Source organism: Chitinophaga lutea, assembly GCF_003813775.1.
Classification (GTDB): Bacteria; Bacteroidota; Bacteroidia; order Chitinophagales; family Chitinophagaceae; genus Chitinophaga; species Chitinophaga lutea.
In genome coordinates, this window is sequence record NZ_RPDH01000001.1 from 1,528,808 (window position 1) to 1,550,122 (window position 21,315).

17 protein-coding genes are annotated in these 21,315 nt (G+C 53.6%); 11 read left to right on the forward strand and 6 right to left on the reverse strand.

Features of this window, described 5'->3' with window-relative positions:
* Positions 1-4 precede the first annotated feature (4 nt).
* Positions 5-988: an L-histidine N(alpha)-methyltransferase gene (gene egtD, locus EGT74_RS05975; RefSeq protein WP_123845609.1), complete on the forward strand. Its 984-nt coding sequence runs from the start codon at positions 5-7 to the stop codon at positions 986-988.
* On the opposite strand, the gene EGT74_RS05980 is transcribed toward egtD, so the two are convergent.
* Positions 942-1,151, reverse strand: coding sequence for a KTSC domain-containing protein (locus EGT74_RS05980; RefSeq protein ID WP_123845610.1), 210 nt, complete (start codon positions 1,149-1,151; stop codon positions 942-944). The genes egtD and EGT74_RS05980 overlap by 47 nt on opposite strands.
* 61 nt (positions 1,152-1,212) lie before the next feature.
* On the opposite strand from EGT74_RS05980, the gene EGT74_RS05985 reads away from it, so the two are divergent.
* Positions 1,213-1,719 carry a CinA family protein gene (locus EGT74_RS05985; protein ID WP_123845611.1) on the forward strand — a complete coding sequence of 169 codons (507 nt, stop codon included), beginning with the start codon at positions 1,213-1,215 and terminating at the stop codon, positions 1,717-1,719.
* Here the strand turns inward: EGT74_RS05985 and EGT74_RS05990 are convergent.
* Entirely contained in the window at positions 1,690-2,112 is a 423-nt protein-coding gene (locus EGT74_RS05990) for a response regulator (RefSeq protein WP_123845612.1), read from the reverse strand. The genes EGT74_RS05985 and EGT74_RS05990 overlap by 30 nt on opposite strands.
* Positions 2,113-2,229: 117 nt before the next feature.
* Here EGT74_RS05990 and EGT74_RS05995 point away from each other — a divergent pair, with 117 nt between their 5' ends.
* From EGT74_RS05995 to EGT74_RS06005, 3 genes are all read left to right on the forward strand, one after another.
* Positions 2,230-8,262, forward strand: coding sequence for a HAMP domain-containing protein (locus tag EGT74_RS05995; RefSeq protein ID WP_123845613.1), 6,033 nt, complete (start codon positions 2,230-2,232; stop codon positions 8,260-8,262).
* A 21-nt stretch (positions 8,263-8,283) separates the two neighbouring features.
* Positions 8,284-9,531: a sensor histidine kinase gene (locus EGT74_RS06000; protein ID WP_123845614.1), complete on the forward strand. Its 1,248-nt coding sequence runs from the start codon at positions 8,284-8,286 to the stop codon at positions 9,529-9,531.
* Positions 9,532-9,610: 79 nt separating this feature from the next.
* On the forward strand, positions 9,611-9,859 hold the full coding sequence (locus tag EGT74_RS06005) for a hypothetical protein (protein ID WP_123845615.1): 249 nt from the start codon (positions 9,611-9,613) through the stop codon (positions 9,857-9,859).
* A gap of 83 nt (positions 9,860-9,942) precedes the next feature.
* On the opposite strand, the gene EGT74_RS06010 is transcribed toward EGT74_RS06005, so the two are convergent.
* On the reverse strand, positions 9,943-11,487 hold the full coding sequence (locus tag EGT74_RS06010; RefSeq protein ID WP_123845616.1) for an FAD-dependent oxidoreductase: 1,545 nt from the start codon (positions 11,485-11,487) through the stop codon (positions 9,943-9,945).
* Positions 11,488-11,773: 286 nt separating this feature from the next.
* Between EGT74_RS06010 and EGT74_RS06015 the strand changes: the two genes are divergently transcribed.
* Positions 11,774-12,505, forward strand: coding sequence for an SDR family oxidoreductase (locus EGT74_RS06015; protein WP_123845617.1), 732 nt, complete (start codon positions 11,774-11,776; stop codon positions 12,503-12,505).
* Positions 12,502-13,164, forward strand: a complete 663-nt coding sequence (locus tag EGT74_RS06020) for a DUF6766 family protein (RefSeq protein WP_123845618.1) — start codon at positions 12,502-12,504, stop codon at positions 13,162-13,164. The genes EGT74_RS06015 and EGT74_RS06020 overlap by 4 nt, the downstream gene beginning before the upstream one ends.
* Positions 13,165-13,337: 173 nt before the next feature.
* Here the strand turns inward: EGT74_RS06020 and EGT74_RS06025 are convergent, their stop codons facing one another.
* Positions 13,338-14,171 (reverse strand): ion transporter, encoded by an 834-nt coding sequence (locus EGT74_RS06025; protein WP_123845619.1) that lies wholly within the window; start codon positions 14,169-14,171, stop codon positions 13,338-13,340.
* 664 nt (positions 14,172-14,835) lie between these two features.
* Between EGT74_RS06025 and EGT74_RS27045 the strand changes: the two genes are divergently transcribed.
* The gene (locus EGT74_RS27045; RefSeq protein WP_123845620.1) at positions 14,836-15,084 is read left to right on the forward strand and encodes a hypothetical protein; all 249 of its coding nucleotides are present in this window, start codon (positions 14,836-14,838) and stop codon (positions 15,082-15,084) included.
* A 221-nt stretch (positions 15,085-15,305) separates the two neighbouring features.
* On the opposite strand, the gene EGT74_RS06035 is transcribed toward EGT74_RS27045, so the two are convergent.
* Positions 15,306-15,581: a hypothetical protein gene (locus EGT74_RS06035; protein WP_123845621.1), complete on the reverse strand. Its 276-nt coding sequence runs from the start codon at positions 15,579-15,581 to the stop codon at positions 15,306-15,308.
* 147 nt (positions 15,582-15,728) lie between these two features.
* Here EGT74_RS06035 and EGT74_RS06040 point away from each other — a divergent pair, with 147 nt between their 5' ends.
* A complete protein-coding gene (locus EGT74_RS06040) occupies positions 15,729-16,400 on the forward strand; it encodes a FadR/GntR family transcriptional regulator (RefSeq protein ID WP_123845622.1) in 672 nt (223 codons plus the stop codon).
* A gap of 34 nt (positions 16,401-16,434) precedes the next feature.
* Positions 16,435-17,664 (forward strand): MFS transporter, encoded by a 1,230-nt coding sequence (locus EGT74_RS06045; protein WP_123845623.1) that lies wholly within the window; start codon positions 16,435-16,437, stop codon positions 17,662-17,664.
* A gap of 522 nt (positions 17,665-18,186) precedes the next feature.
* Here the strand turns inward: EGT74_RS06045 and EGT74_RS06050 are convergent.
* Positions 18,187-18,903, reverse strand: coding sequence for a DUF2490 domain-containing protein (locus EGT74_RS06050; protein WP_158618023.1), 717 nt, complete (start codon positions 18,901-18,903; stop codon positions 18,187-18,189).
* 301 nt (positions 18,904-19,204) lie between these two features.
* Between EGT74_RS06050 and EGT74_RS06055 the strand changes: the two genes are divergently transcribed.
* Positions 19,205-21,064, forward strand: a complete 1,860-nt coding sequence (locus EGT74_RS06055) for a beta-N-acetylhexosaminidase (RefSeq protein WP_246008129.1) — start codon at positions 19,205-19,207, stop codon at positions 21,062-21,064.
* The last annotated feature ends 251 nt before the right edge of the window (positions 21,065-21,315 follow it).

Below are 21,315 nucleotides of genomic sequence, written 5' to 3' on the forward strand. Positions count from 1 at the left end.
TTTCATGAAAACAGCTACCATATTACAAAGAACAGCCGTAGACGATTTTTATGGCGATGTATTGAAAGGGCTCACCGCCTCACCGAAATATCTCCAGTCGAAATACTTTTACGATGCCACGGGCGACGCGCTCTTCCAGCAGATCATGCACCTGCCGGAATATTATCTCACACGCAGCGAACTGGAAATTTTGTCCGGCCAAACCCGCGACATTGCCGACGCACTCGGCGCCACGCCGTTCAACCTCGTGGAACTGGGCGCCGGCGATGCGTCCAAATCGTTTTACCTGCTCAAAGAACTGCACCGGCGCAACCCGGAGCAGGCGTATTACCCCATCGATATTTCCGAGAACATCATCAACCACCTGCAGCGCACCCTGCCGGCGAAGCTGCCGGGATTGCAGGTGCAGGGCCTCAGGGGAGAATATATGGACATGCTGAAAGCGATGGATTATTTGTCCGCCCGCCGCAAAGTGGTGATGTTCATGGGCTCCAGCATCGGCAACTTCACGCCCGACGAAGCGGTGAAGTTCTGCCGCAAACTGCGCGAGCAGCTGCAGCCCGGCGATCTACTGCTGATCGGCTTCGACCTGCGCAAACATCCGCGCACGATCCTCGATGCATATAACGACCGCCGGGGCGTTACCCGCGATTTTAATCTCAACCTGCTCACACGCATCAACCGCGAACTGAAAGCCGATTTCGACATTAACCAGTTCGATCATTTCCCGGTATATGATCCCATCAGCGGGGCCTGCAAAAGTTATCTCATCAGTCGCGCCGACCAAACCGTACAACTAGGCGACCACAGTATCCGCTTCAAAAAAGACGAGCCCGTTTTCATGGAAATTTCGCAGAAGTACAGTCTTGATGAAACCCGCCAGCTTGCCGCAGCTGCAGGCTTCCGGCCGGTGCAGTATTTCTTCGACGAAAAGCGCTGGTTTACCGACGTGCTCTGGGAACTCGCTCAAACGCATAATTGCCTTTGATATGCTGGTTCAAAAAACGTCCCTTTGAGCCCGATGCCTTCATGGCTTCGAACACTTCTTCCGGCACGTTGCGGTAATCGTACACCATGCCCGATACATAGCGGATGCGCAATGTATGGGTATCGTGATCGTAATGCATGCTCTGTACTACGGTGGAAGGCATACCATGTCCGTTAAAAAATAATGCCAGTTGCTTCTGGCACAGATTTTATCTCTGATAGGATATGTTCGACGAAACCGTGCTTCATCATATCAAGGATCAGCTGATCCGGAAAAACCAGACCATTGCCGTAGCCGAAAGCGTTACCGCGGGATTATTGCAGCTGGCGCTGGCCAGCGCCGAAGAGGCCATCCGCTTTTTCCAGGGCGGTATTACAGCCTATAATCTCGGGCAGAAATATAAACACCTCCATGTAGAGCCCATTCATGCGGAGCAGTGTAATTGTGTAGACAGGAAGGTGGCTGTGGAAATGGCGCGCAATGTGACCGATCTTTTCCGCAGCGACTGGGGAATCGCCATCACCGGTTACGCCACGCCCGTTCCCGAAAGCGACCATCAGCTGTTTGCTTTTTACGCCATTTCGTTCAGGAAGGAAATTCTGCTCGAAGGGAAACTGGAGGCGAGTGAGGCGAGTGAGGCGCCTGCGCTCCATGTGCAGAAATATTACACGGATTATCTCCTCACCGCATTCAATAACATGTTAGCGCATCGGCTCTTCGATGAAGGTTAACATATGCCTGGCCGTGGATAAATAGGTCGCCATATCGCTCGGTTTAACGATATAATCTCTGGCGCCCAGCGTTTTGCAGATGGCGCGGTATACGGGAGAGGCAGACGTGCTCCAGATAATTTTCGGAATATGCGCATAGCGCCGGTCGCTTTTCAGCAGGTTCAGGATTTCAGCGCCCGTCACTTCCGGCAGGTTGTAATCCAGGATGATCAGCGCAGGCAGTTCCCCTTCTCCGATGCTTTCCAGGTACGACATAAACTTTTTGCCGTTCGGCACGCTGATCACAGCAACCTGGGGGGCAATCTCCCTGAAGGCATACGCAAGCATTTCCTGATCGTCCTGATCATCTTCCGCGAGCAAAACAGACCTGAGGGCATGGCCTAAAAATTGCATATAATCAAGGTTAATATGATCGCGATACAAAATTAATGTTTGGTTTTGATATCAGTGTTAACAAGAATATGCATACCGATTTCAATAACATATTGCCTGTACTGAAATTCCTTTACAATGACGACCCGGAAAAAAACCGTGGAATCAGCCAAATCTGCCGCCCGAAGTGTGGAAATAATTCCACAGCCTTCTACGAACGGCCATGATGAACTCGACGCCCGCCAGCTCCTGCACGTGCTCTCAGAAGTCAAAAACGGGAATTTCAGCGCCCGTATGCCCGTTGATAATACCGGGTTGACCGGCAAGATCTGCGATACCCTCAACGATATTATTTCCCTGAATGAAACGCTGGTGGAGGAACTGAACCTCGCCCGCAATACCATCGGCAAACAGGGCAAACTGAACCACCGCGTGACCATGCCCCGTACCGCCCGCGGCTCCTGGGAAACGGCCGTAGGCTCCATCAATACGCTCATTTCCGATCTTGTTCACCCTACGATAGAGATCGCCCATGTGATCGGGTCGGTAGCGAAGGGCAACCTGTCTACCGAAATGACCCTGCAGATCGGCGACCACGAACTGCAGGGCGAATTTGCCCGCATCGCCACCGAAGTGAACGGTATGGTGAAGCAGCTCAACGCTTTTTCCATGGAAGTAACCCGCGTGGCCCGCGAAGTGGGCTCCGAAGGGAAACTCGGCGGCCAGGCGAAAGTGAAGGATGTGGCCGGCGTATGGAAAGACCTCACCGATTCCGTAAACCTCATGGCCGGCAACCTTACCGCGCAGGTGCGTAACATTGCGGACGTAACAACGGCCGTGGCGAAGGGCGACCTTTCCAAAAAGATCACGGTAGACGTGAAAGGGGAAATCCTGGAGCTGAAAGACACCATCAACACCATGGTGGACCAGCTCAACTCCTTCTCTTCCGAAGTAACCCGCGTGGCCCGGGAAGTGGGCACGGACGGCAAACTCGGCGGCCAGGCGCAGGTAAAAGGCGTGGCCGGTACCTGGAAAGACCTCACCGACTCCGTGAACCAGATGGCCTCCAACCTCACCGGCCAGGTGCGTAACATCGCCGAGGTTACAACGGCCGTGGCGCGCGGCGACCTTTCCCGCAAAATCACCGTAGACGTAAAGGGCGAAATCCTCGAACTGAAAAATACCATCAATACCATGGTGGACCAGCTCAACTCCTTCTCCGCCGAAGTAACGCGCGTGGCGCGCGAAGTAGGATCCGAGGGCAAGCTGGGTGGCCAGGCCACCGTAAAAGGCGTGGGCGGTGTGTGGAAAGACCTGACCGAGTCCGTGAACCAGATGGGCTCCAACCTCACCGCACAGGTGCGTAACATCGCCGAAGTAACCACCGCCGTGGCAAAAGGCGACCTTTCCCGCAAAATCACCGTAGACGTAAAAGGAGAAATCCTCGAACTGAAAAACACCATCAACACGATGGTGGACCAGCTCAACTCCTTCGCATCCGAAGTAACCCGTGTGGCGCTGGAAGTGGGTACGGAAGGCAAGCTCGGCGGCCAGGCCAAAGTGCAGGGCGTGGGTGGTACCTGGAAAGACCTCACCGATTCCGTGAACCAGATGGGCTCCAACCTCACCGCGCAGGTGCGTAACATCGCCGAAGTGACCACCGCCGTGGCCAATGGCGACCTCTCCAAAAAAATCACGGTAGACGTGGCCGGCGAAATCGCCGAACTGAAAAAAACCATCAACACGATGGTAGACCAGCTCAACTCGTTCGCTTCCGAAGTGACCCGTGTGGCGCTGGAAGTGGGTACGGAAGGCAAGCTCGGCGGCCAGGCCAAAGTGCAGGGCGTGGGCGGTACCTGGAAAGACCTCACCGAATCGGTAAACCAGATGGGCTCCAACCTCACCGCACAGGTGCGTAACATCGCCGAAGTAACCACGGCCGTGGCGAAAGGCGACCTCTCCCGTAAGATCACCGTAGACGTAAAAGGAGAAATCCTCGAACTGAAAAATACCATCAACACCATGGTGGACCAGCTGAACGCATTCGGTTCCGAAGTGTTCCGCGTGGCCCGCGAAGTGGGCTCCGAAGGCAAGCTGGGCGGCCAGGCCAGTGTGCCCGGCGTGGAAGGGCTCTGGAAAGACCTCACCGACTCCGTGAACATCATGGCCTCCAACCTCACCTCACAGGTGCGCAACATCGCCGAAGTAACCACTGCGGTGGCAAACGGCGACCTCTCGCGTAAAATCGAGGTGGACGTAAAAGGTGAGATCCTCGAACTGAAAAACACCATCAACACGATGGTGGAACAGCTCCGCGCGTTCGCCTCCGAGGTGACCCGCGTGGCGCGCGAAGTAGGCACGGAAGGGAAACTCGGCGGCCAGGCCAACGTGCCCGGCGTAGGCGGTACCTGGAAAGACCTTACCGACTCCGTGAACATGATGGCCGGCAACCTCACCGCCCAGGTGCGTAACATCGCGGACGTGGCCATTGCCGTGGCCAACGGCGACATGAGCCGGAAAATCACCGTGGACGTGCGCGGTGAAATCCTCCAGCTGAAAGAAACCCTCAATACGATGGTGGACCAGCTCCGCGCGTTCGCCTCCGAAGTAACGCGCGTGGCCCGTGAAGTGGGCACGGACGGTAAACTCGGCGGCCAGGCGTTTGTGCCGGGCGTAGCCGGAACCTGGAAAGACCTCACGGACTCCGTGAACAACATGACCGGTAACCTCACCGCACAGGTGCGCAACATCGCCGAAGTAACAAAAGCCGTGGCCTCCGGCGACCTGTCCAAAAAGGTGACTATCGACGTAAAAGGTGAAATCCTCGACCTGAAAAATACCATCAACACCATGGTGGACCAGCTCAACTCCTTTGCATTCGAAGTAACCCGCGTGGCCCGCGAAGTGGGCACCGAAGGGAAACTCGGCGGACAGGCCGAAGTGCAGGGTGTGGGCGGCACCTGGAAAGACCTCACGGACTCCGTGAACATGATGGCCTCCAACCTTACGAACCAGGTTCGGGGGATTGCAAAAGTGGTAACCGCCGTGGCCACCGGTAATTTGAAACAGAAGTTATCGGTGGTGTCACGCGGGGAGGTGGCCCAGCTCACCGAAACCATCAACGAAATGATCGACACACTGGCCGTGTTTGCCGACCAGGTAACCACCGTGGCCAGGGAAGTGGGCGTGGAAGGGAGACTCGGCGGTCAATCGAGCGTACCCGGCGCCTCCGGCATCTGGAAAAACCTCACCGAAAACGTGAACCAGCTCGCCGAAAATCTCACCACGCAGGTGCGCGCCATTTCGGCCGTGGCCTCCGCCGTAACGAAAGGCGACCTGACGCAGATGATCCGCGTGGAAGCGAAAGGGGAAGTGGAACAGCTGAAAGATACCATCAACCAGATGATCACCAACCTCAAACAGACCACGCTCCGAAACCAGGAACAGGACTGGCTCAAATCCAACCTCGCCACTTTCACACAGATGCTGCAGGGCCAGAAAGACCTGCACACCGTGACCAACCGTATCCTTTCCGAACTGGCGCGGGTGGTGAACGCCCAAAAAGGCATGTTCTACATCCTGAAGCAGGATGAAAACATGAATGATCCCAAACTCAAACTGCTGGCCTCCTACGCCTACGGCGAAGAATCGCACATCGCCCGCGAATTCGCGCTGGGTCAGGGCCTGGTAGGCCAGTGCGCGGTTGACAAGGAACGCATCCTGCTCACCAACGTACCGGGCGACTATATCAAAATATCCTCCGGCCTCGGTTCCGCCCCGCCGCTCAACCTCATCGTACTGCCGGTACTTTTCGAAACCGAGATCAAAGCCGTGATCGAGCTTGCCGCTTTCGACGCATTCAGCCAGACACACCTCGACTTTCTCAGCCAGCTGACCGAAAGTATCGGCATCGTGCTCAACACCATCGAAGCGAATTCCAGAACGGAAGATCTGCTGGCGCAGTCGCAGTCGCTCGCCGACGAGCTCCGCAAAGCGAATGAAGAGCTGCAGGACAAAGCGCACCTGCTCGTGAAACAGAAAAACGAAGTGGAAGAGAAAAACCGCGAGGTGGAAGAAGCGCGCCGTTCGCTCGAAGAAAAGGCGGAACAGCTGCAGCTCACCTCCAAATATAAATCCGAGTTCCTCGCCAACATGAGCCACGAGTTGCGGACGCCGCTCAATTCCCTGCTCATCCTGGCGCAGCAGCTGTACGAGAACCACGACGGCAACCTCGACGAAAAGCAGGTACGTTACGCCAAAACCATCCACAGCTGCGGCGACGACCTCATCCAGCTGATCAACGACATCCTCGATCTGTCGAAGATCGAGTCAGGTTACATTTCCACCGACTTCATCAAAGTCCGCTTCCACGAGGTGATCGCATTCGTGGAAACCACTTTCAAACATATCTCCGAAAACAAGAACCTCCGCTTCAGCGTGGAAATCGACGACAAGCTGCCGCAAACACTCGAAACGGACGTGCAGCGCCTCAACCAGATTCTGAAGAACCTGCTGTCGAATGCGTTCAAGTTCACGGAAAAAGGCGAAGTGAAACTGCGGGTATACGAGGCCGGCCACACCTGGAAAGTACAGAACAGCAACCTCGACAATGCCCAGCAGGTGGTGGCCTTCGAGATCCGCGATACGGGAATCGGTATATCGAAAGATAAACAGAACATCATCTTCGAGGCATTCCAGCAGGCCGAAGGTTCTACCAGCCGTAAATACGGCGGCACCGGTCTTGGGTTGTCTATCAGCCGCGGCCTGGCGGATCTGCTGGGCGGGTCCATCGAGCTGGAAAGCGAGGCCGGCATGGGCAGTACCTTCACCCTGTACCTGCCGCTGCAGTATACGCCCGATACCGAGCTGGAAGAAAAACCAAGGATCACCGCCCACCCCTTCGAAGCGCCGAAAGCGCCCGAAACCAAGGACCTCGAGAGCCTCAACGAGATTATCAACGACATCGGCGACGACCGTAACAACATCATGGAAAACGACAAGGTGGTGCTGATCATCGAAGACGATGTGCGCTTTGCCCGCATCATGCAGGAAAAGGCCCATGAAATGGGGCTGAAAGTAGTGGTGGCCATCAGTTTCGGGGAGGTGTTCGACCTCACCAACAAATACAATCCCATTGCCGTTACGCTCGACGTGAAGCTGCCCGATGCCAGCGGATGGCGCATACTCGACCTGTTCAAGAACGACGTGAACCTCCGCCACATCCCCATCCACCTCATATCCGGGGAAGAAAACAGGCTGCTAGCCATGCAGCGCGGGGCAAGGAGTTTCAATCTCAAACCGCTGAAGGCCGAAGACCTCACCGTGCTGTTCCAGACCATCAGCACACAGAACGACCGCAAGCAGAAAAAGGTGCTGGTGGTGGAAGACAACCAGCCCGATGCTTCACAGATCGCCCGCATCCTCGAAAACGGCGAGCTCATCCAGCTCGATTTCGTGACCGACGGCCGCCACGCGCTGGAACAGCTCGAAGCCCACACCTACGATTGCATCATCGCCGATTACATGCTGCCAGACATGGAAGGCACCGACCTGCTGGCCAGTATCCAGGCGAGCCACCGGCAGCACGCCACGCCGCTGATCGTGTATTCCGCTAAAGATTTTTCCAAAACCGAAAAAGCGAAACTGAAACAATACGCCAATAAAATACTACTCAAAGACGTTAATTCACTCGACCTGCTGCTCGAAGAAACCATCCTGCAGCTGCATATCAACCATCAGAGCCTGCTTCCGGAAAAAAGGAAAATGATAGAAGACGTGCGTTCGCAGAAAGATGTGCTGAGCAATAAAACGGTATTGGTGGTAGACGACGATGTGCGCAACCTGTTTGCCCTCACCACCGCATTTGAACGGTTCCACATCAATACCATCACGGCCGAAAGCGGCAAGGAGGCGATGAGCATACTCGGCGAGCACAACCATGTGGATATTGTACTGATGGACATCATGATGCCCGAAATGGACGGTTATGAAACGATGCAGAAAATACGGCGGGAGCACAAAAACAACGCCCTGCCGATCATTGCGGTAACGGCCAAAGCCATGAAAGGCGACCGGGAAAAATGCCTGGAAGCCGGCGCATCGGACTATATAACGAAACCTTTGAAAATAGATCAACTACTGTCACTCATGCGTATCTGGCTATACAGATAAACAGCCTAAAGCAAACACACCGTGAATAAGAGCCCTGTAAAAATATTAGTGGTGGATGACCGGCAGGACAACCTCCTCTCCATTGAAACCATCCTGGAGCGGGAGCAGTATACCATCGTAAAAGCCGATTCGGGGCGTGCCGCGCTGAAGGCGCTTTTGCAGGACACTGATTTTTCGCTGATCATGATGGACGTGCAGATGCCGGATATAAACGGCTTTGAAACCGCCGCCCTGATTTACCAGCGCGAAAAGCTCAAACACATTCCCATCATCTTCATCACGGCGCACAGCCATGAAGAAGAGGCCATCTATAAAGGGTACCATGTGGGAGCGGTGGATTTTATCTACAAACCCATCAATCCCCAGCTGCTCCGCATCAAAGTAGGCCTGTTCGTGGAGCTGTACCACAAAACCCATTCACTGCTGGAGCAGGAAAAAAGCCTGCTGTTGGCCAATGCGCAGCTACAGCGGGAAATAGAGGAAAAAGAAGCGTCCGAGCTGAAAGTGCGGGAACTCAACCGGCAGCTGCACCGCAGCAACGTGCACCTGAAGAAGGTCAATGAAGAACTGGACCGGTTCGCATATGTGGCTTCGCACGACTTGCAGGAGCCACTCCGGAAAATCAGGATATTCACGGATATGATCCGCTCCAAAGCCACCGAAGACGCGGAGCTAGACAAATACACGTCTAAAATCAGCGAAGCCGCCCGCCGGATGCAGCAACTGGTGGACGACCTGTTGCGTTTTTCACGCCATTCCGCGCAGGGTTGGGATTTTGTGGAAGCCGACCTCAACGAGATCGTCAAAGAAGCCGTATCTGAGCTTGAAATCAACATCCAGCAAACACAGGCCAGCATCCAGGTAGACCCGCTGCCCTGTATCCCCGTTATTCCCACCATGATGCGGCAGGTGTTCAACAACCTGCTCAGCAACGCCATCAAATTCAGGAAAAAACAGGTGCCGCCGGTGGTACATATCTACGCGCGCAGGCTCACGGCGGGAGACGTCAACGTCCCTATTTACCAGATTTTCGTGAGCGACAACGGCATTGGCATAGACAACCGGTACCTCGAAGACATCTTTGCCGTTTTCAAGCGCCTGCATAGCTACCACGAAATCGAAGGCACCGGTATCGGCCTGTCTATCTGCAAAAAAATCATGGAACACCACAACGGCTCCATCACCGCTACCAGCGAAGTGGATAACGGCACCACGTTTATCATCGGCATCCCGGAGAAACAGCAGTTACGGGAACTACAGTCGTTTTAAGCCCAATTGTTAATAGCCGCGGAAAGTGGGTAAAAAGTGCTACATTACTCTTCCATTATTTATTTTAAAACCTGACATCATGGAATCGAGGCTCATATTTACCACCCCGGAAGGCCCGATGTGCTATGTGGATTACAACACCCAGCAAAAGGGCGCATCTATCCTGGAAGAACTGCGACAAACGGCCAGCTACTTTCAAAGCAATCGCTCCTACGAATTCAGCCTGTTCACCAGGGTGAAAAACCGGCTCGTGAAAACAGACTGGTTCTATCTGCCCTCCTTCGATGTTCGATGCATTCATATTTTTCTCAACAGCGCAGTTTATTGACCGATACGATACTGCTGTCACACCACCTTCTTCCCTTCTATCAAATACGGCCCGTTTAAGCGGCAGTTTTGCTGAAAACAGCTTTAAAACACTTTGCTTTTCTTGACCGATTCGATGGCTACCCTTTCCAGGTCACGGTCCGCCGGGCCCGTCAATACATAACCGTCCGCGTCGAAACGGGATCCGTGGCAGGGGCAATCCCACGACTGTTCCGAGGTATTCCATTTTACATCACACTGCAGGTGCGTGCAGTTCGGGCTGACGGCGTGGATTTGCCCGGCCGCATCTTTATATATGGCCAGTTTCTTTCCTTCATACTGCACGATTTTCGCTTCATCCGGGGCCAGATCCGCCAGCTGTAATAATTTATCCGAAGGGAATAATTTCCCGGCGAACTGCCGAACCACGTCTGCATTGTGTTTGATGAAATTGCTGAAACCCGCCACCGGTTTAATGCGGTTAGGATCGAACAACGCCGCATAAAGGCTTACTTCATCCATGATGAGTTTGGTGATGAGGGTGGCCGCCACGCTGCTGTATATCATACCATTGCCGCCATAACCACAGGCCACGTAAATATTTTCAGGCTGGCCGGGAAGATGCCCGATATAAGGTAATCCGTCTGCCGGTTCAAAAAACTGCGACGACCACTTGAATGCGATCTCCTTTATTGCGAAATATTTCCGGACATGTGCTTCCAACTGGGTGAAGCAGCTTTCCGTATTCGGCTCTTCACCCGTTTTATGGTCTTTACCACCGGCAATAAGATACTTTTGCCCGTCCACTTCCTGCGTGCGGTAATAATGATAGGGGTCGTACATGTCGTACGCCAGGTCTTCAGGGTACTGTTCATCTTCCAGGGTAACCGCCATGGCATAGCTGCGGTAAGGCACGCAGCGCAGGTGCAGGATATTCACGCCCGGAGGGATGTGCGTGGCATACACCAGGTCTCTTGCGGTAAATTTACCGCCCGTTGTTTCCACTTCAACCAGGTCGTTGTTTTCAACTCCCGTTACCCTGCAACGCTGGATAATAGCGCCACCGATGTGTTCATATGCCTTTGCGATACCGAACAAATACTGCATCGGGTGGAATTTCGCCTGGCCTTCCACACGAATAGCCTGGGTAAAGGGCACGGGCACCGGAATTTCAGGTGTGGTGGTAACATGGAGGCCGGCGTCCAGGGTGGCGGCCGCAATGTCGCGCAACTTTTTATCCTGCGCCTCATCTTGTGCAAATAAATACGCATCTGCATCAGAAAAGCCACACCGGATGGCGTAGTGATCGATGTTTCGCCTGATGTGCATCAGGCCATCCTTTACCGCCTGCGCGGTGCGCATAGCGTTCTCCTGCCCGAAGTTTTTCCCGATGGTGGTGTATGGCGTATCCAGCAGCGTATTAATGTGTGCGGTGGTGCCGCCGGTAGTACCGAACCCGAGGTGATTGGCCTCCAGCAGCAGGCATTTCTTACCGGCCTCCTGCAGCTGCAAAGCCGTGCTCACACCGGTAATACCGCCCCCTACAATGATGACGTCATAAAAGCTATTGTCGCCCGTAACGGGCCGTGCCTGGTATATGCTTGAGCTGTTTTGCCAAAGGCTGACGCAGCGTCCGTCTCTTGTATTCATAATCATGGGTTTAGTGCTGTGAGAAAAAGTCCAAATCATATGCCACGGAAAACAGCCGTGCGCCGTATGGCATCATTTTTTATGAAGTAAGACAATAATTACCGTTGAATATGACAGGGATTTCTCCAGGAATGCTGGCCAAAGTGCAACATTTATCATTACCCGTAGCGCGTCCTCCGATACAGCAGCACCAATGTGATGATTTTACTTTTCCCACTTATAATCCGGGAAACGTGTGTAGGTGAATTCATCGGGCCCATCGCCAGAAACACAAAAAACATTGATCATGGAAAATATGCAGAAAAACATCCTGATAACCGGCGGCACCACCGGTATCGGTCGCGCTACCGCCCTGCTGCTGGCAGCGAAGGGCGCGAAGGTTTTCATTTTCGGCAGGCACGAAAATGAGCTGAATGATACCCTGAGCGATGCCCGCAAGGCCGGCGTGGAGAAAAACATCACCGGCATCACCGCCGATGTGTCGAGGGAAAGTGATGTAGCGTACGTTTTTGAAAAGGCAGACGAGGCGCTCGGCGACATCGACGTGCTGATCAACAACGCCGCACTCGGGTATGCCGGTATCATGTCAGGCAATTACAGCGACTGGCAATACATTATCAACACCAACCTGCTCGGGTACGTCGCCTGCGCCGCCGAAGCCATCAAGCGTATGCGCCGCAACAGCAGCGGGCACATTATCAACATCGGCTCCATGAGCGCCGAAACGAAAGAAAAAGGCAGTTCCCTGTATGTGGCCACGAAAAGCGCCATCAAGGGGCTGTCTCAATCACTGCGCAAGGAAGTGAACCCGTTGGGCATTAAGGTGACCCTCATCGAGCCCGGCGCGGTGGGCACCGATATGCAGCCGCAGTCGCCCGAAGAGCAGCGTGAAAAAGAAACCAACCTGGAAATGCTGAAGGCGGAAGACATTGCCGCATGCGTGTTATACGTACTGACACAGCCGCAGCGATGCGACCTTGTTGAAATACAGATCCGCCCACATCTGCAAATGATATGAAACAGCAACATTCGTTTCTTTACCGCAACGGGCTGTCGATCGTATTCTTCGGCATCCTGCTGATCTGCTGGATAGGGCAGGCTTATACCGGCTGGCTGCAGTTCAACAAGGAACTCGAAGAAAAAGGGATGGAGCCGCTGCGCTTTGGCCCATACCTTGGTAGCCCTCATTTTTTTGAGGCCACCTTCGAAAACTGGGAAAGTGAGTTTCTCCAGATGGGGATGTATGTGATACTGACGGTGATATTGCGGCAGAAAGGATCTGCCGAATCCAAAGACCTGGATAAAAAAGAGGCGGTAGACAGGGAACCGAAACCCGGGAAAGATGCGCCCTGGCCCGTGAACAAGGGCGGCTGGTGGCTGAGGCTTTACAAACATTCCCTGTCGCTGGCCTTTTTTTTCCTCTTCGCGGTTTCGTTCGTATTGCATTTTATCGGCAGCAGAGGCACCTACAACATCGAACAGCTGGCGGCGCACGAACCGCCGGCATCCGTATCGGAATACCTGCTCAATTCGAAATTCTGGTTCGAATCGTTCCAGAACTGGCAGAGTGAATTTCTGGCGGTGGGCTCCATTATCGTTTTGTCAATTTTTCTCCGGCAATGGGGTTCTCCCGAATCAAAACCGGTGGATGCACCGCATAGTGAAACCGGCAAGTGATCAAAAGCCAGGAAAAAGTGTTACATTAAAGAAACAAAAACATCGCGCATATGAACAAATTCTGGAGAGCCATTATAGCCGGTTATGGCGCCAAGAAACTGGGAGGCGGCTGCCTGGGCACCGTGCTCGTTTTTGTAATCATTTATTTCGCCCTTGGTCAGTGTAATTAACGGCTACAGGACAGACCCACAATATTTGCAGAAGCGGGCGTCATGGTCGTGGCCTTCTTTGCCACACGACGGGCAGGCCTGGTTGGAATGCGACCTGTTTCTCGCTGCGATGGCCATTTCGGTGGTCACAATACCGGTAGGCACCGCAATGATGCCGTAACCCAGCAGCATTATAAAACTGGCGATCATTTTGCCCGCGGTGGTAACAGGTGCCACATCGCCGTACCCCACGGTGGTGATCGTTACAATGGCCCAGTACACGGATTGCGGGATACTCGTGAATCCACTATTCTCATCTTCCACCAGGTAAATCACCGACCCGAGGATCACCACCACCGTCAGCACAAACAAAATAAAGATGCTGATCTTGCGCATACTGTTCATGACCGCCACGGTCAGGAATCGCATTTCGGAGATAAAATGCACGAGGCGGAAAATCCTGAAGATGCGCAGCAGCCGCAACGCTCGCAGCACCATCAGGGATTGGGCGCCCACGAACAGGATACTCAGGTAGGTGGGAATGATGGCAAGCAGGTCGATGATACCCAGGAAACTGAATACGTACCGTTGCGGGCGCCGGATACAGATAAGGCGCAGGATGTATTCCACGGTAAAGAGGCCGGTGAATATCCATTCCAGTGCATAGAAAAATCCGCCGAAACGGTCGTGCAGGGAGGCCACACTGTCCAGCATCACTACTACGATGCTCAGTAATATGCAGGCGAGCAGCGCCACGTCGAAGGCTTTGCCTGCCGGTTTCTCCGATTCGTAGATCAGCTCATGCAGCTGCATTTGCCAGCGATGCAGTCCACGGTTGTTTTCTTTTTCCTGGATCATATTCAATATTTAACACAGCGGGATGTGTATTGGTTACAAATTTACGGCTTGTGAAGCGGTATCGGGGAAATAACTCGCGGGTGTAATATTTGAATGACGTGGGATGCGGAGAAATTAAAACCCTTGCACGGAAAGGCAGTGCTTTATTCGGACAATGACCGGAAGGATGCGGCAACCGAAGCCTTCCGGCTTGATTGAAGCTTGCCATTTGGGAGCGATTACCGCAATAACGGGAACTATTACGTTGGTGGCAACGAAGTTGCCTCCAGGGTTTAACAATCCCTGAAGGGAATATGCGGCAGCAAAAGCGTTTCGCTACCTTGAACAAAGCTTACCATTCGGGAGTGACTACCTCAATAACGGGAACTATGTGGGAGCAAAAGAGTACTATCGGTTATGACGAGGTTGCCCTTCCACGTCCAATTATCCCCGGAGGGGAATATGCGACAGCAAAACCGTTTCGCGGGCTTGAGCAAAGCTTGCCATTTGGGGGCGATTACCTCAATAACGGGAACTATGTGGGAGCAAAAGAGTACTATCGGTTATGACGAGGTTGCCCTTCCACGTCCAATTATCCCCGGAGGGGAATATGCGGCAGCAAAAGCGTTTCGCGGGCTTGAGCAAAGCTTGCCATTGGGGGGCGATTACCTCAACAACGGGAACTATGTGGGAGCAAAAGAGTACTATCGGTTATGACGAGGTTGCCCTCCCACGTCCAATCATCCCCGGAAGGAGATTTGCGGCAGCAAAAGCGTTCCGCCGGCTTGAACGAAGCTTGCCATTGGGTGGCAATGACCGTAATAACGGGAACAATGCGGGAGTAAAAGGCGCTGTTGGTTATAGAGAAGTGTCCACTGGCTCCAACAATCCAAAAGGAAATGTGCAACAACAAGGGGAGTATTACATCCAATAATCATACTGCCCCAAAGAGGCTTAAATGCCAGAGTTGCCACCCGTAAGCAGGGTTGGCTAAGATGCAACCGGAGTAATCCGGTCCGCGCCATTCAGCAGGACACCCATCTGGCGGATGCGTCAAATAATGCGGCTTGCACCCATACCACCGGGTACTATCTCAGGAACCCGGCTGTTGACAGGGGGAACAGGCTGCTCAAAAAGTAGATCAAAGAAAACGGCTCAATCCTCGTCCTCATCATCCTCGTCTTCTTCCAGCCACTCCATGTAGGAATAATACCAGTCCTCCAGCTCATCCAGCAGCTCCTGTTTCTTTTCGGGCTCACCGTGGAAATATTCTTCCACGTTGTCAATTTCCTCTACAATATCGATGTAGGCTACTTCCTCATCTTCCTCCACCCGCTTGGCGAAAAACCGCGGCTTCTCCGTATGGAAGATGTATTCATTATCCGGATCCGTTACCGGGTCATCTGCAATCATGAATTTAGGTAATGCCATTGGATAACAATTTTTATTTGACTACAAAGGACTACAAATTTAATGTTTTATGCCGGTTTTTGAAGCAGCTTTTCATCACTTCTCCATCTAAAAGAATGATTTTATTTTTTGATGAAGTTTATGTTACCTTTGCAAACATCAGATGATATGATGAAGAACATTCAACCTCTACAACGTAAAAACCTTGCGGACGAAGTGGCTGCGCAATTGCGGCAGCTGATCGGTTCCGGCACGTATGCCGTAGGGCAGCAGTTGCCGACCGAGCCCGAACTGATGCAACAGTTCGGGGTGGGGCGTTCCACCATCCGCGAGGCCGTCAGGTTGATTGTGAATGCGGGGCTGGTGCGGGTACAGCAGGGGTTGGGCACTTTCGTGATCTCGCAGCAGGCACTGGGTGAGCCGCTGGCACAACGGTTTAACCGGGCCCACTTTCAGGACCTCAATGAAGTGAGGCTGCTGCTCGAAGTGAAAATCGCGGAAAAAGCCGCCATCCACCGCACCAAGGAAGATATCGTGAAAATGAAGGCTTTCCTCAAAAAGCGGCACGAAGCCGCCAAAGCGAATGACGTGGAAGCCTGCCGCCGCGCCGATGTGGATTTTCACACCGCCGTGGCCGTGGCATCGGGGAATGAAATCATGGTGGACCTGTATAAAACCATCGCCACCCATCTGATACAATCGTTTAAAGACAGATATACAGATACCGTCTCGTTTCTGGAATCACAGCATCTGCACAAGGCACTGCTGGACAGCATTATAGACAAAGACTCCGCGCAGGCGCTCATATGGGCTACCCGTATCAGCAGCGGCGTGAAATAATTTTTTTAACTTAAACATCAGATGATCTGACAAAATGGAAACTGTATTGGAGGCCGAAGACAAAGCCACTTCGGCCCGCAATGTGGCAGAAAAAACGGTTTTCTCCGTACTGCTGGCGCTTAGTTTTACACACCTGCTGAACGACACCATCCAGTCGCTCATTCCGGCCATTTACCCGCTGGTCAAAGATTCTCTGCACCTGAACTTTTCCCAGGTAGGCCTGATTACCCTCACCTTCCAGCTCTCTGCGTCCATTCTGCAGCCACTGGTGGGCCTGTACACCGACAAACGGCCGCAGCCCTATTCCCTGGCCATCGGCATGGGATTTACCCTGCTGGGACTGGTGTGCCTTTCATTGTCGCACAGCTTCGCCATGGTGCTGCTGTCTGTAGCGCTGGTAGGCGTCGGTTCGGCCATTTTCCACCCCGAAGCATCGCGTCTGGCTTACATGGCCTCGGGCGGCAAACATGGCATGGCACAATCGCTGTTCCAGGTGGGCGGCAATACCGGCAGCTCGCTGGGGCCTTTGCTGGCGGCGGCGATCATTGTGCCCTTCGGGCAGCTGCACATCGCCTGGTTTTCGCTGGTGGCGCTGCTGGCCATTGTGGTGATGCTGCGCATCAGCCGCTGGTATCTCAATAATCCGCACCGCATCAAACCGAAGAAAAAAACGGTACAGACGGAAACGATGAAACTGTCCAAAGGCCGTGTGGCGTTTGCGCTGTTCATCCTGCTGGTGCTCATTTTCTCGAAGTATTTTTACATGGCCAGCCTCACCAGTTATTACACCTTCTACCTGATGGACAAGTTCCATGTATCGGTACAGGACTCCCAGGTATACCTGTTTGTGTTCCTGTTCGCCATTGCCGCGGGCACCTTTATCGGCGGCCCCATCGGCGACCGCATCGGCCGGAAATACGTGATCTGGATTTCCATCCTCGGGGTGGCACCGTTTGCGTTGCTGATGCCGCATGTGAACCTGGTATGGACGGTGGTGATGAGCGTGTTCATCGGCGTGATTCTTTCTTCCGCCTTCTCCGCCATCCTCGTGTACGCGCAGGAACTGGTGCCGGGTAAAGTGGGAATGATCGCGGGACTGTTTTTCGGGTTTGCCTTTGGTATGGCGGGCGTAGGTTCTGCACTGCTGGGCGAACTGGCAGACCGCACCAGTATCAATTACGTATACCAGGTGTGTGCTTACCTGCCGCTGATCGGCCTGCTCACGGGCTTTTTGCCGAATATTGAAGGGAAGAGAAAATCCTGATAAAAGAATAACGAACATAAAAGGGGGATATCATCAGCTGATATCCCCCTTTTGTTTTATAACGATGTTCCGCGCACAGCCAATAGCGGGCTGAAGTGCCACAGTAAACTGTGAGATCGGATGTGGAGCAAACCCAAAGCTTTCACAGCCCTCCATACTTCACAATCATCGCCGGATTATCCCGCCTACAACCGCATTTACGTTGCGATCTGCACCACATGATAGGTGATTCTTGCGCTGCCGGAGCCGGAAATGAACTGGTTGAAATAGCCCCCTTCACACTTTACAACCGGTGCGAATTATCCCCTCCTACAAGCGTACGTTAAATGATAGGTGTTTCTCCCGCTGCCGGATCCGGATATGAACTGATTGAGATAGCCGCCTTCCACACCTCACAACCGGCTTGGATTATCCCTTCTACAACCGTGCGTCACATGATAGGTGCTTCTCGCGCTGCCACGGCCGGGTATGAACCGATTGGATATCCGCTTCCACACTTCACAATCGGCTGGATTATCCCTCCTACAACCGCACATACGTTGCGATCTGCGCCACATGATAGGTGATTCTTGCGCTACCGGGGCCGGATATGAACTGGTTGAGATAACCGCCTTCCACATCGAACTTCGGGCTGAGGCGGTAGCCTACGGCCAGGTAAGCACGGTTCTGGTCGAATACCTTGCCATTGGTGCGGGTCGGGTCGCCGTAGTTGAGGAACAATTCATTCTGCGCGGCTACAAAGAGGCCTTTCTCAAATGCTTTCGAGCCATCTATCGGCACAATCCCTCGCAGGAAATACCGGAAGCGGTGTGCCAGGTCAAAGCCGTCATTTTTCAGGTCATTTTCCTCCACCACGCTCTTCGGCAGGAAACGTTGCTCCAGCCTGAAGCGGTGCTGCAGTGGAACAAAAGCCACCTGGTGGTTCACGATGAACTGCTCCCATATGCGGTGCTCCGACAAATAATCGAACTCGATCTGGTTGGCCGCGCTATTGTACATGGAACGCAGCCGGATCCAGGCGTAACCCACCGTGGCGATCATGTTTTTGCGTACATGATAATTTAAGCCGGGCCGCACGATAAGCGTCTGCAACGCTTCGAATTTGTCGGTAGTGCGAACCTGGACATCCATGTATACACTGAACTTGCTGGCGGGAATGCGGAAAGTGTTGAATGCCGCGAACCAGCCTGCGGTTTGCCGCTGCTGTGCGGTGGCACCAAAGGCGATACAGCAGGACATAACAATTGTAAAAAAATATCGCTTCATCGGACGAGTCGTTTTGTCTTGGCCCAAAAATATAAAAGCGGGCGCCATTATCAAACAGGGCGGGTAAAATGGTTTTTCGAGGTGATTTGCATACCGTATCCCTGCGCATCAGCGCTGATTGGGGAAAAACCTGGAAATGGGATAACACGATGACGGCAGGCCTGGCAACCACTTATCCGGCTATCGTGCGAATATCCCGCAACATAATAGGCGTATTGCATAAAAAAGATAGCTATTCCACCGTTATTTTTACCCTCGCAAAAATAGATATACGATGATGCGCTCTTTATTGCTGATGTTGTTACCCTTTACCGCCGCGGCACAGCCCGCGCTGATTCCACAGCCGCAGGAAGTTGTATGGGGCAAGGGAAGCTGTCTGCCAACCGGATATAAGGCTTTGCTCCCGATGGATGCGGCATTCGAAAAAGAAGGAAAAAAATTGCTGGCCCTGTTTCCTCATGCCGGTGTGCAACAGGTATCCCGCGGCGGCTACCTGGCTATCCGCCGCGGCCCCACCAAACCCGAAGGTTACACCCTTTCAGTGCACCGCGACAGTATCGTGATCACCGCAGCGGATGCGGCGGGGGCGTTCTACGGTATCCAGACCCTCCAACAGCTGATGGACGGGAGGAAAGACATTCCCGCTTGCCGGATTACCGACTGGCCGGCATTTCCATGGCGCGGCTACATGGTGGATGTGGGGAGGAATTACCAGTCGATGTCATTGCTGAAACAACAGATCGATGTGATGGCACGCTACAAACTGAATATCTTCCATTTCCACCCCACGGAAGATGTGGCGTGGCGGCTGGCTATCCGCCAGTATCCACAGCTCACGGCCCCGGAGCACATGCTTCGCCAGCACGGAAAATTTTACTCGGAAGCGGAGGTGCAGGCGCTCATCGCATACTGCCGCGAGCGCCATATTACTTTCGTGCCGGAGATAGACATGCCCGGGCATAGTGCCGCCTTCAAACGCGCCATGAAAACCGATATGCAGTCAGATAGCGGGTTGGCGATCGTCAAAAATATTCTTCGGGAAGTGGTTGCCACTTACGACCTGCCATATGTGCACATCGGCGGCGACGAAGTACATATCACCAACCCGCAGTTCCTGCCCGCGGTAACGGAACTCCTGCATTCGCTGGGTAAAAAAACGATCGGCTGGAGCCCCGGCGGCAACCTGCATCAGCAAACCATCCGGCAGTTGTGGATGCGCGATGGCGCCGTAGAAAAGAACCTGCAGTACATAGATTCCCGGCATATGTACCTCAATCACATCGACCCGCTGGAAACACCCGTCACGCTTTTTCTGCGGAAGATCGATGCCGGTACGCTGGGAGCAACGCTCTGCCTGTGGCACGACCGGAAGATTGCCCATGAAAGCGATCTGCTGCAAATGAACGCGGTATACCCCGGCATTCCCGCATTTGCCGAACGCACCTGGCGTGGCGGCGGGCACAACGGCATGCTGGCTGCCATCGGGGCACCGGGAGCTGTCCAAACAAAAGAATTCAGCGAGTTCGAAAGCCGGCTGATGCAGCACCGGGGAACCTATTTCGCAGGCAAGCCGTTCCCCTACGCTGCACAGTCTTCCATCGTCTGGAATCTGTACGGGCCGTTCGATAATGGTGGCCAGCTGGAAAAGGAATTCACGGTGAATACCAATGCTGCGCCGGTGCTGCAAATCGTGGGAGGCACCATCGTTCTCCGTCACTGGTGGGCGCCGCTGGTGACTGGCGTGCTGCCCGACCCGAAAGAGAACACCACCTGGTATGCCGTTACAAAAATCTGGCGCGATAAAGCAGGCACCGAAGATTTTTGGGTCGGGTTCAACAATTTCTCCCGTTCGCCGGCCACGGATTCGCCGCCCGCGAATGAATGGGATGAAAAGAAAAGCGCCGTATGGGTAAATGGCATCGCGGTGCCGCCGCCCCATTGGAAAAAAGCGGGCCAAAAGGGGAATTCCGAAATCCCGCTTCAAGATGAAGGATATGAGTCGAGGGTCCCCACGAAAGTTGACCTGCAAAAGGGCTGGAACATCATCAAAGTAAAAGCGCCCGTAGGCAGCTTTGAGGGGCGCGACTGGCAGAACCCGGTGAAGTGGATGTTCACGTTTATCCCGGCTCCGTAGGGATTTCAGGTGCTGCTGTATGCAATTCACTCCATGCCGCTTGCTGTTGCTCTTCCGCCAATGGCCGTGCCTTGAAGATCGCCGGATTTCGTCCGGAGCATGTCACGCGCTTTGCCTGTCCGATCCCGCGATGCCGTCTTCCAAGGCGATGTGCCGGATATTGTATGCCACAAACGGTGGCCAGGATATTTCCCCTGTTTTTTATACGATGTCATTTGCGGTCAGGACCCCATCGTCGCCCGGCCGCAAAT

Bases quoted from the DNA above. Each gene is read 5' to 3' on its own strand.
- egtD (WP_123845609.1), top strand. From the start codon at position 5: ATGAAAACAGCTACCATATTACAAAGAACAGCCGTAGACGATTTTTAT.
- EGT74_RS05980 (WP_123845610.1), bottom strand. From the start codon at position 1,151: ATGCCTTCCACCGTAGTACAGAGCATGCATTACGATCACGATACCCAT.
- EGT74_RS05985 (WP_123845611.1), top strand. From the start codon at position 1,213: ATGTTCGACGAAACCGTGCTTCATCATATCAAGGATCAGCTGATCCGG.
- EGT74_RS05990 (WP_123845612.1), bottom strand. From the start codon at position 2,112: ATGCAATTTTTAGGCCATGCCCTCAGGTCTGTTTTGCTCGCGGAAGAT.
- EGT74_RS05995 (WP_123845613.1), top strand. From the start codon at position 2,230: ATGACGACCCGGAAAAAAACCGTGGAATCAGCCAAATCTGCCGCCCGA.
- EGT74_RS06005 (WP_123845615.1), top strand. From the start codon at position 9,611: ATGGAATCGAGGCTCATATTTACCACCCCGGAAGGCCCGATGTGCTAT.
- EGT74_RS06010 (WP_123845616.1), bottom strand. From the start codon at position 11,487: ATGAATACAAGAGACGGACGCTGCGTCAGCCTTTGGCAAAACAGCTCA.
- EGT74_RS06015 (WP_123845617.1), top strand. From the start codon at position 11,774: ATGGAAAATATGCAGAAAAACATCCTGATAACCGGCGGCACCACCGGT.
- EGT74_RS06020 (WP_123845618.1), top strand. From the start codon at position 12,502: ATGAAACAGCAACATTCGTTTCTTTACCGCAACGGGCTGTCGATCGTA.
- EGT74_RS06025 (WP_123845619.1), bottom strand. From the start codon at position 14,171: ATGATCCAGGAAAAAGAAAACAACCGTGGACTGCATCGCTGGCAAATG.
- EGT74_RS27045 (WP_123845620.1), top strand. From the start codon at position 14,836: ATGTGGGAGCAAAAGAGTACTATCGGTTATGACGAGGTTGCCCTCCCA.
- EGT74_RS06035 (WP_123845621.1), bottom strand. From the start codon at position 15,581: ATGGCATTACCTAAATTCATGATTGCAGATGACCCGGTAACGGATCCG.
- EGT74_RS06040 (WP_123845622.1), top strand. From the start codon at position 15,729: ATGATGAAGAACATTCAACCTCTACAACGTAAAAACCTTGCGGACGAA.
- EGT74_RS06045 (WP_123845623.1), top strand. From the start codon at position 16,435: ATGGAAACTGTATTGGAGGCCGAAGACAAAGCCACTTCGGCCCGCAAT.
- EGT74_RS06050 (WP_158618023.1), bottom strand. From the start codon at position 18,903: ATGTCCTGCTGTATCGCCTTTGGTGCCACCGCACAGCAGCGGCAAACC.
- EGT74_RS06055 (WP_246008129.1), top strand. From the start codon at position 19,205: ATGATGCGCTCTTTATTGCTGATGTTGTTACCCTTTACCGCCGCGGCA.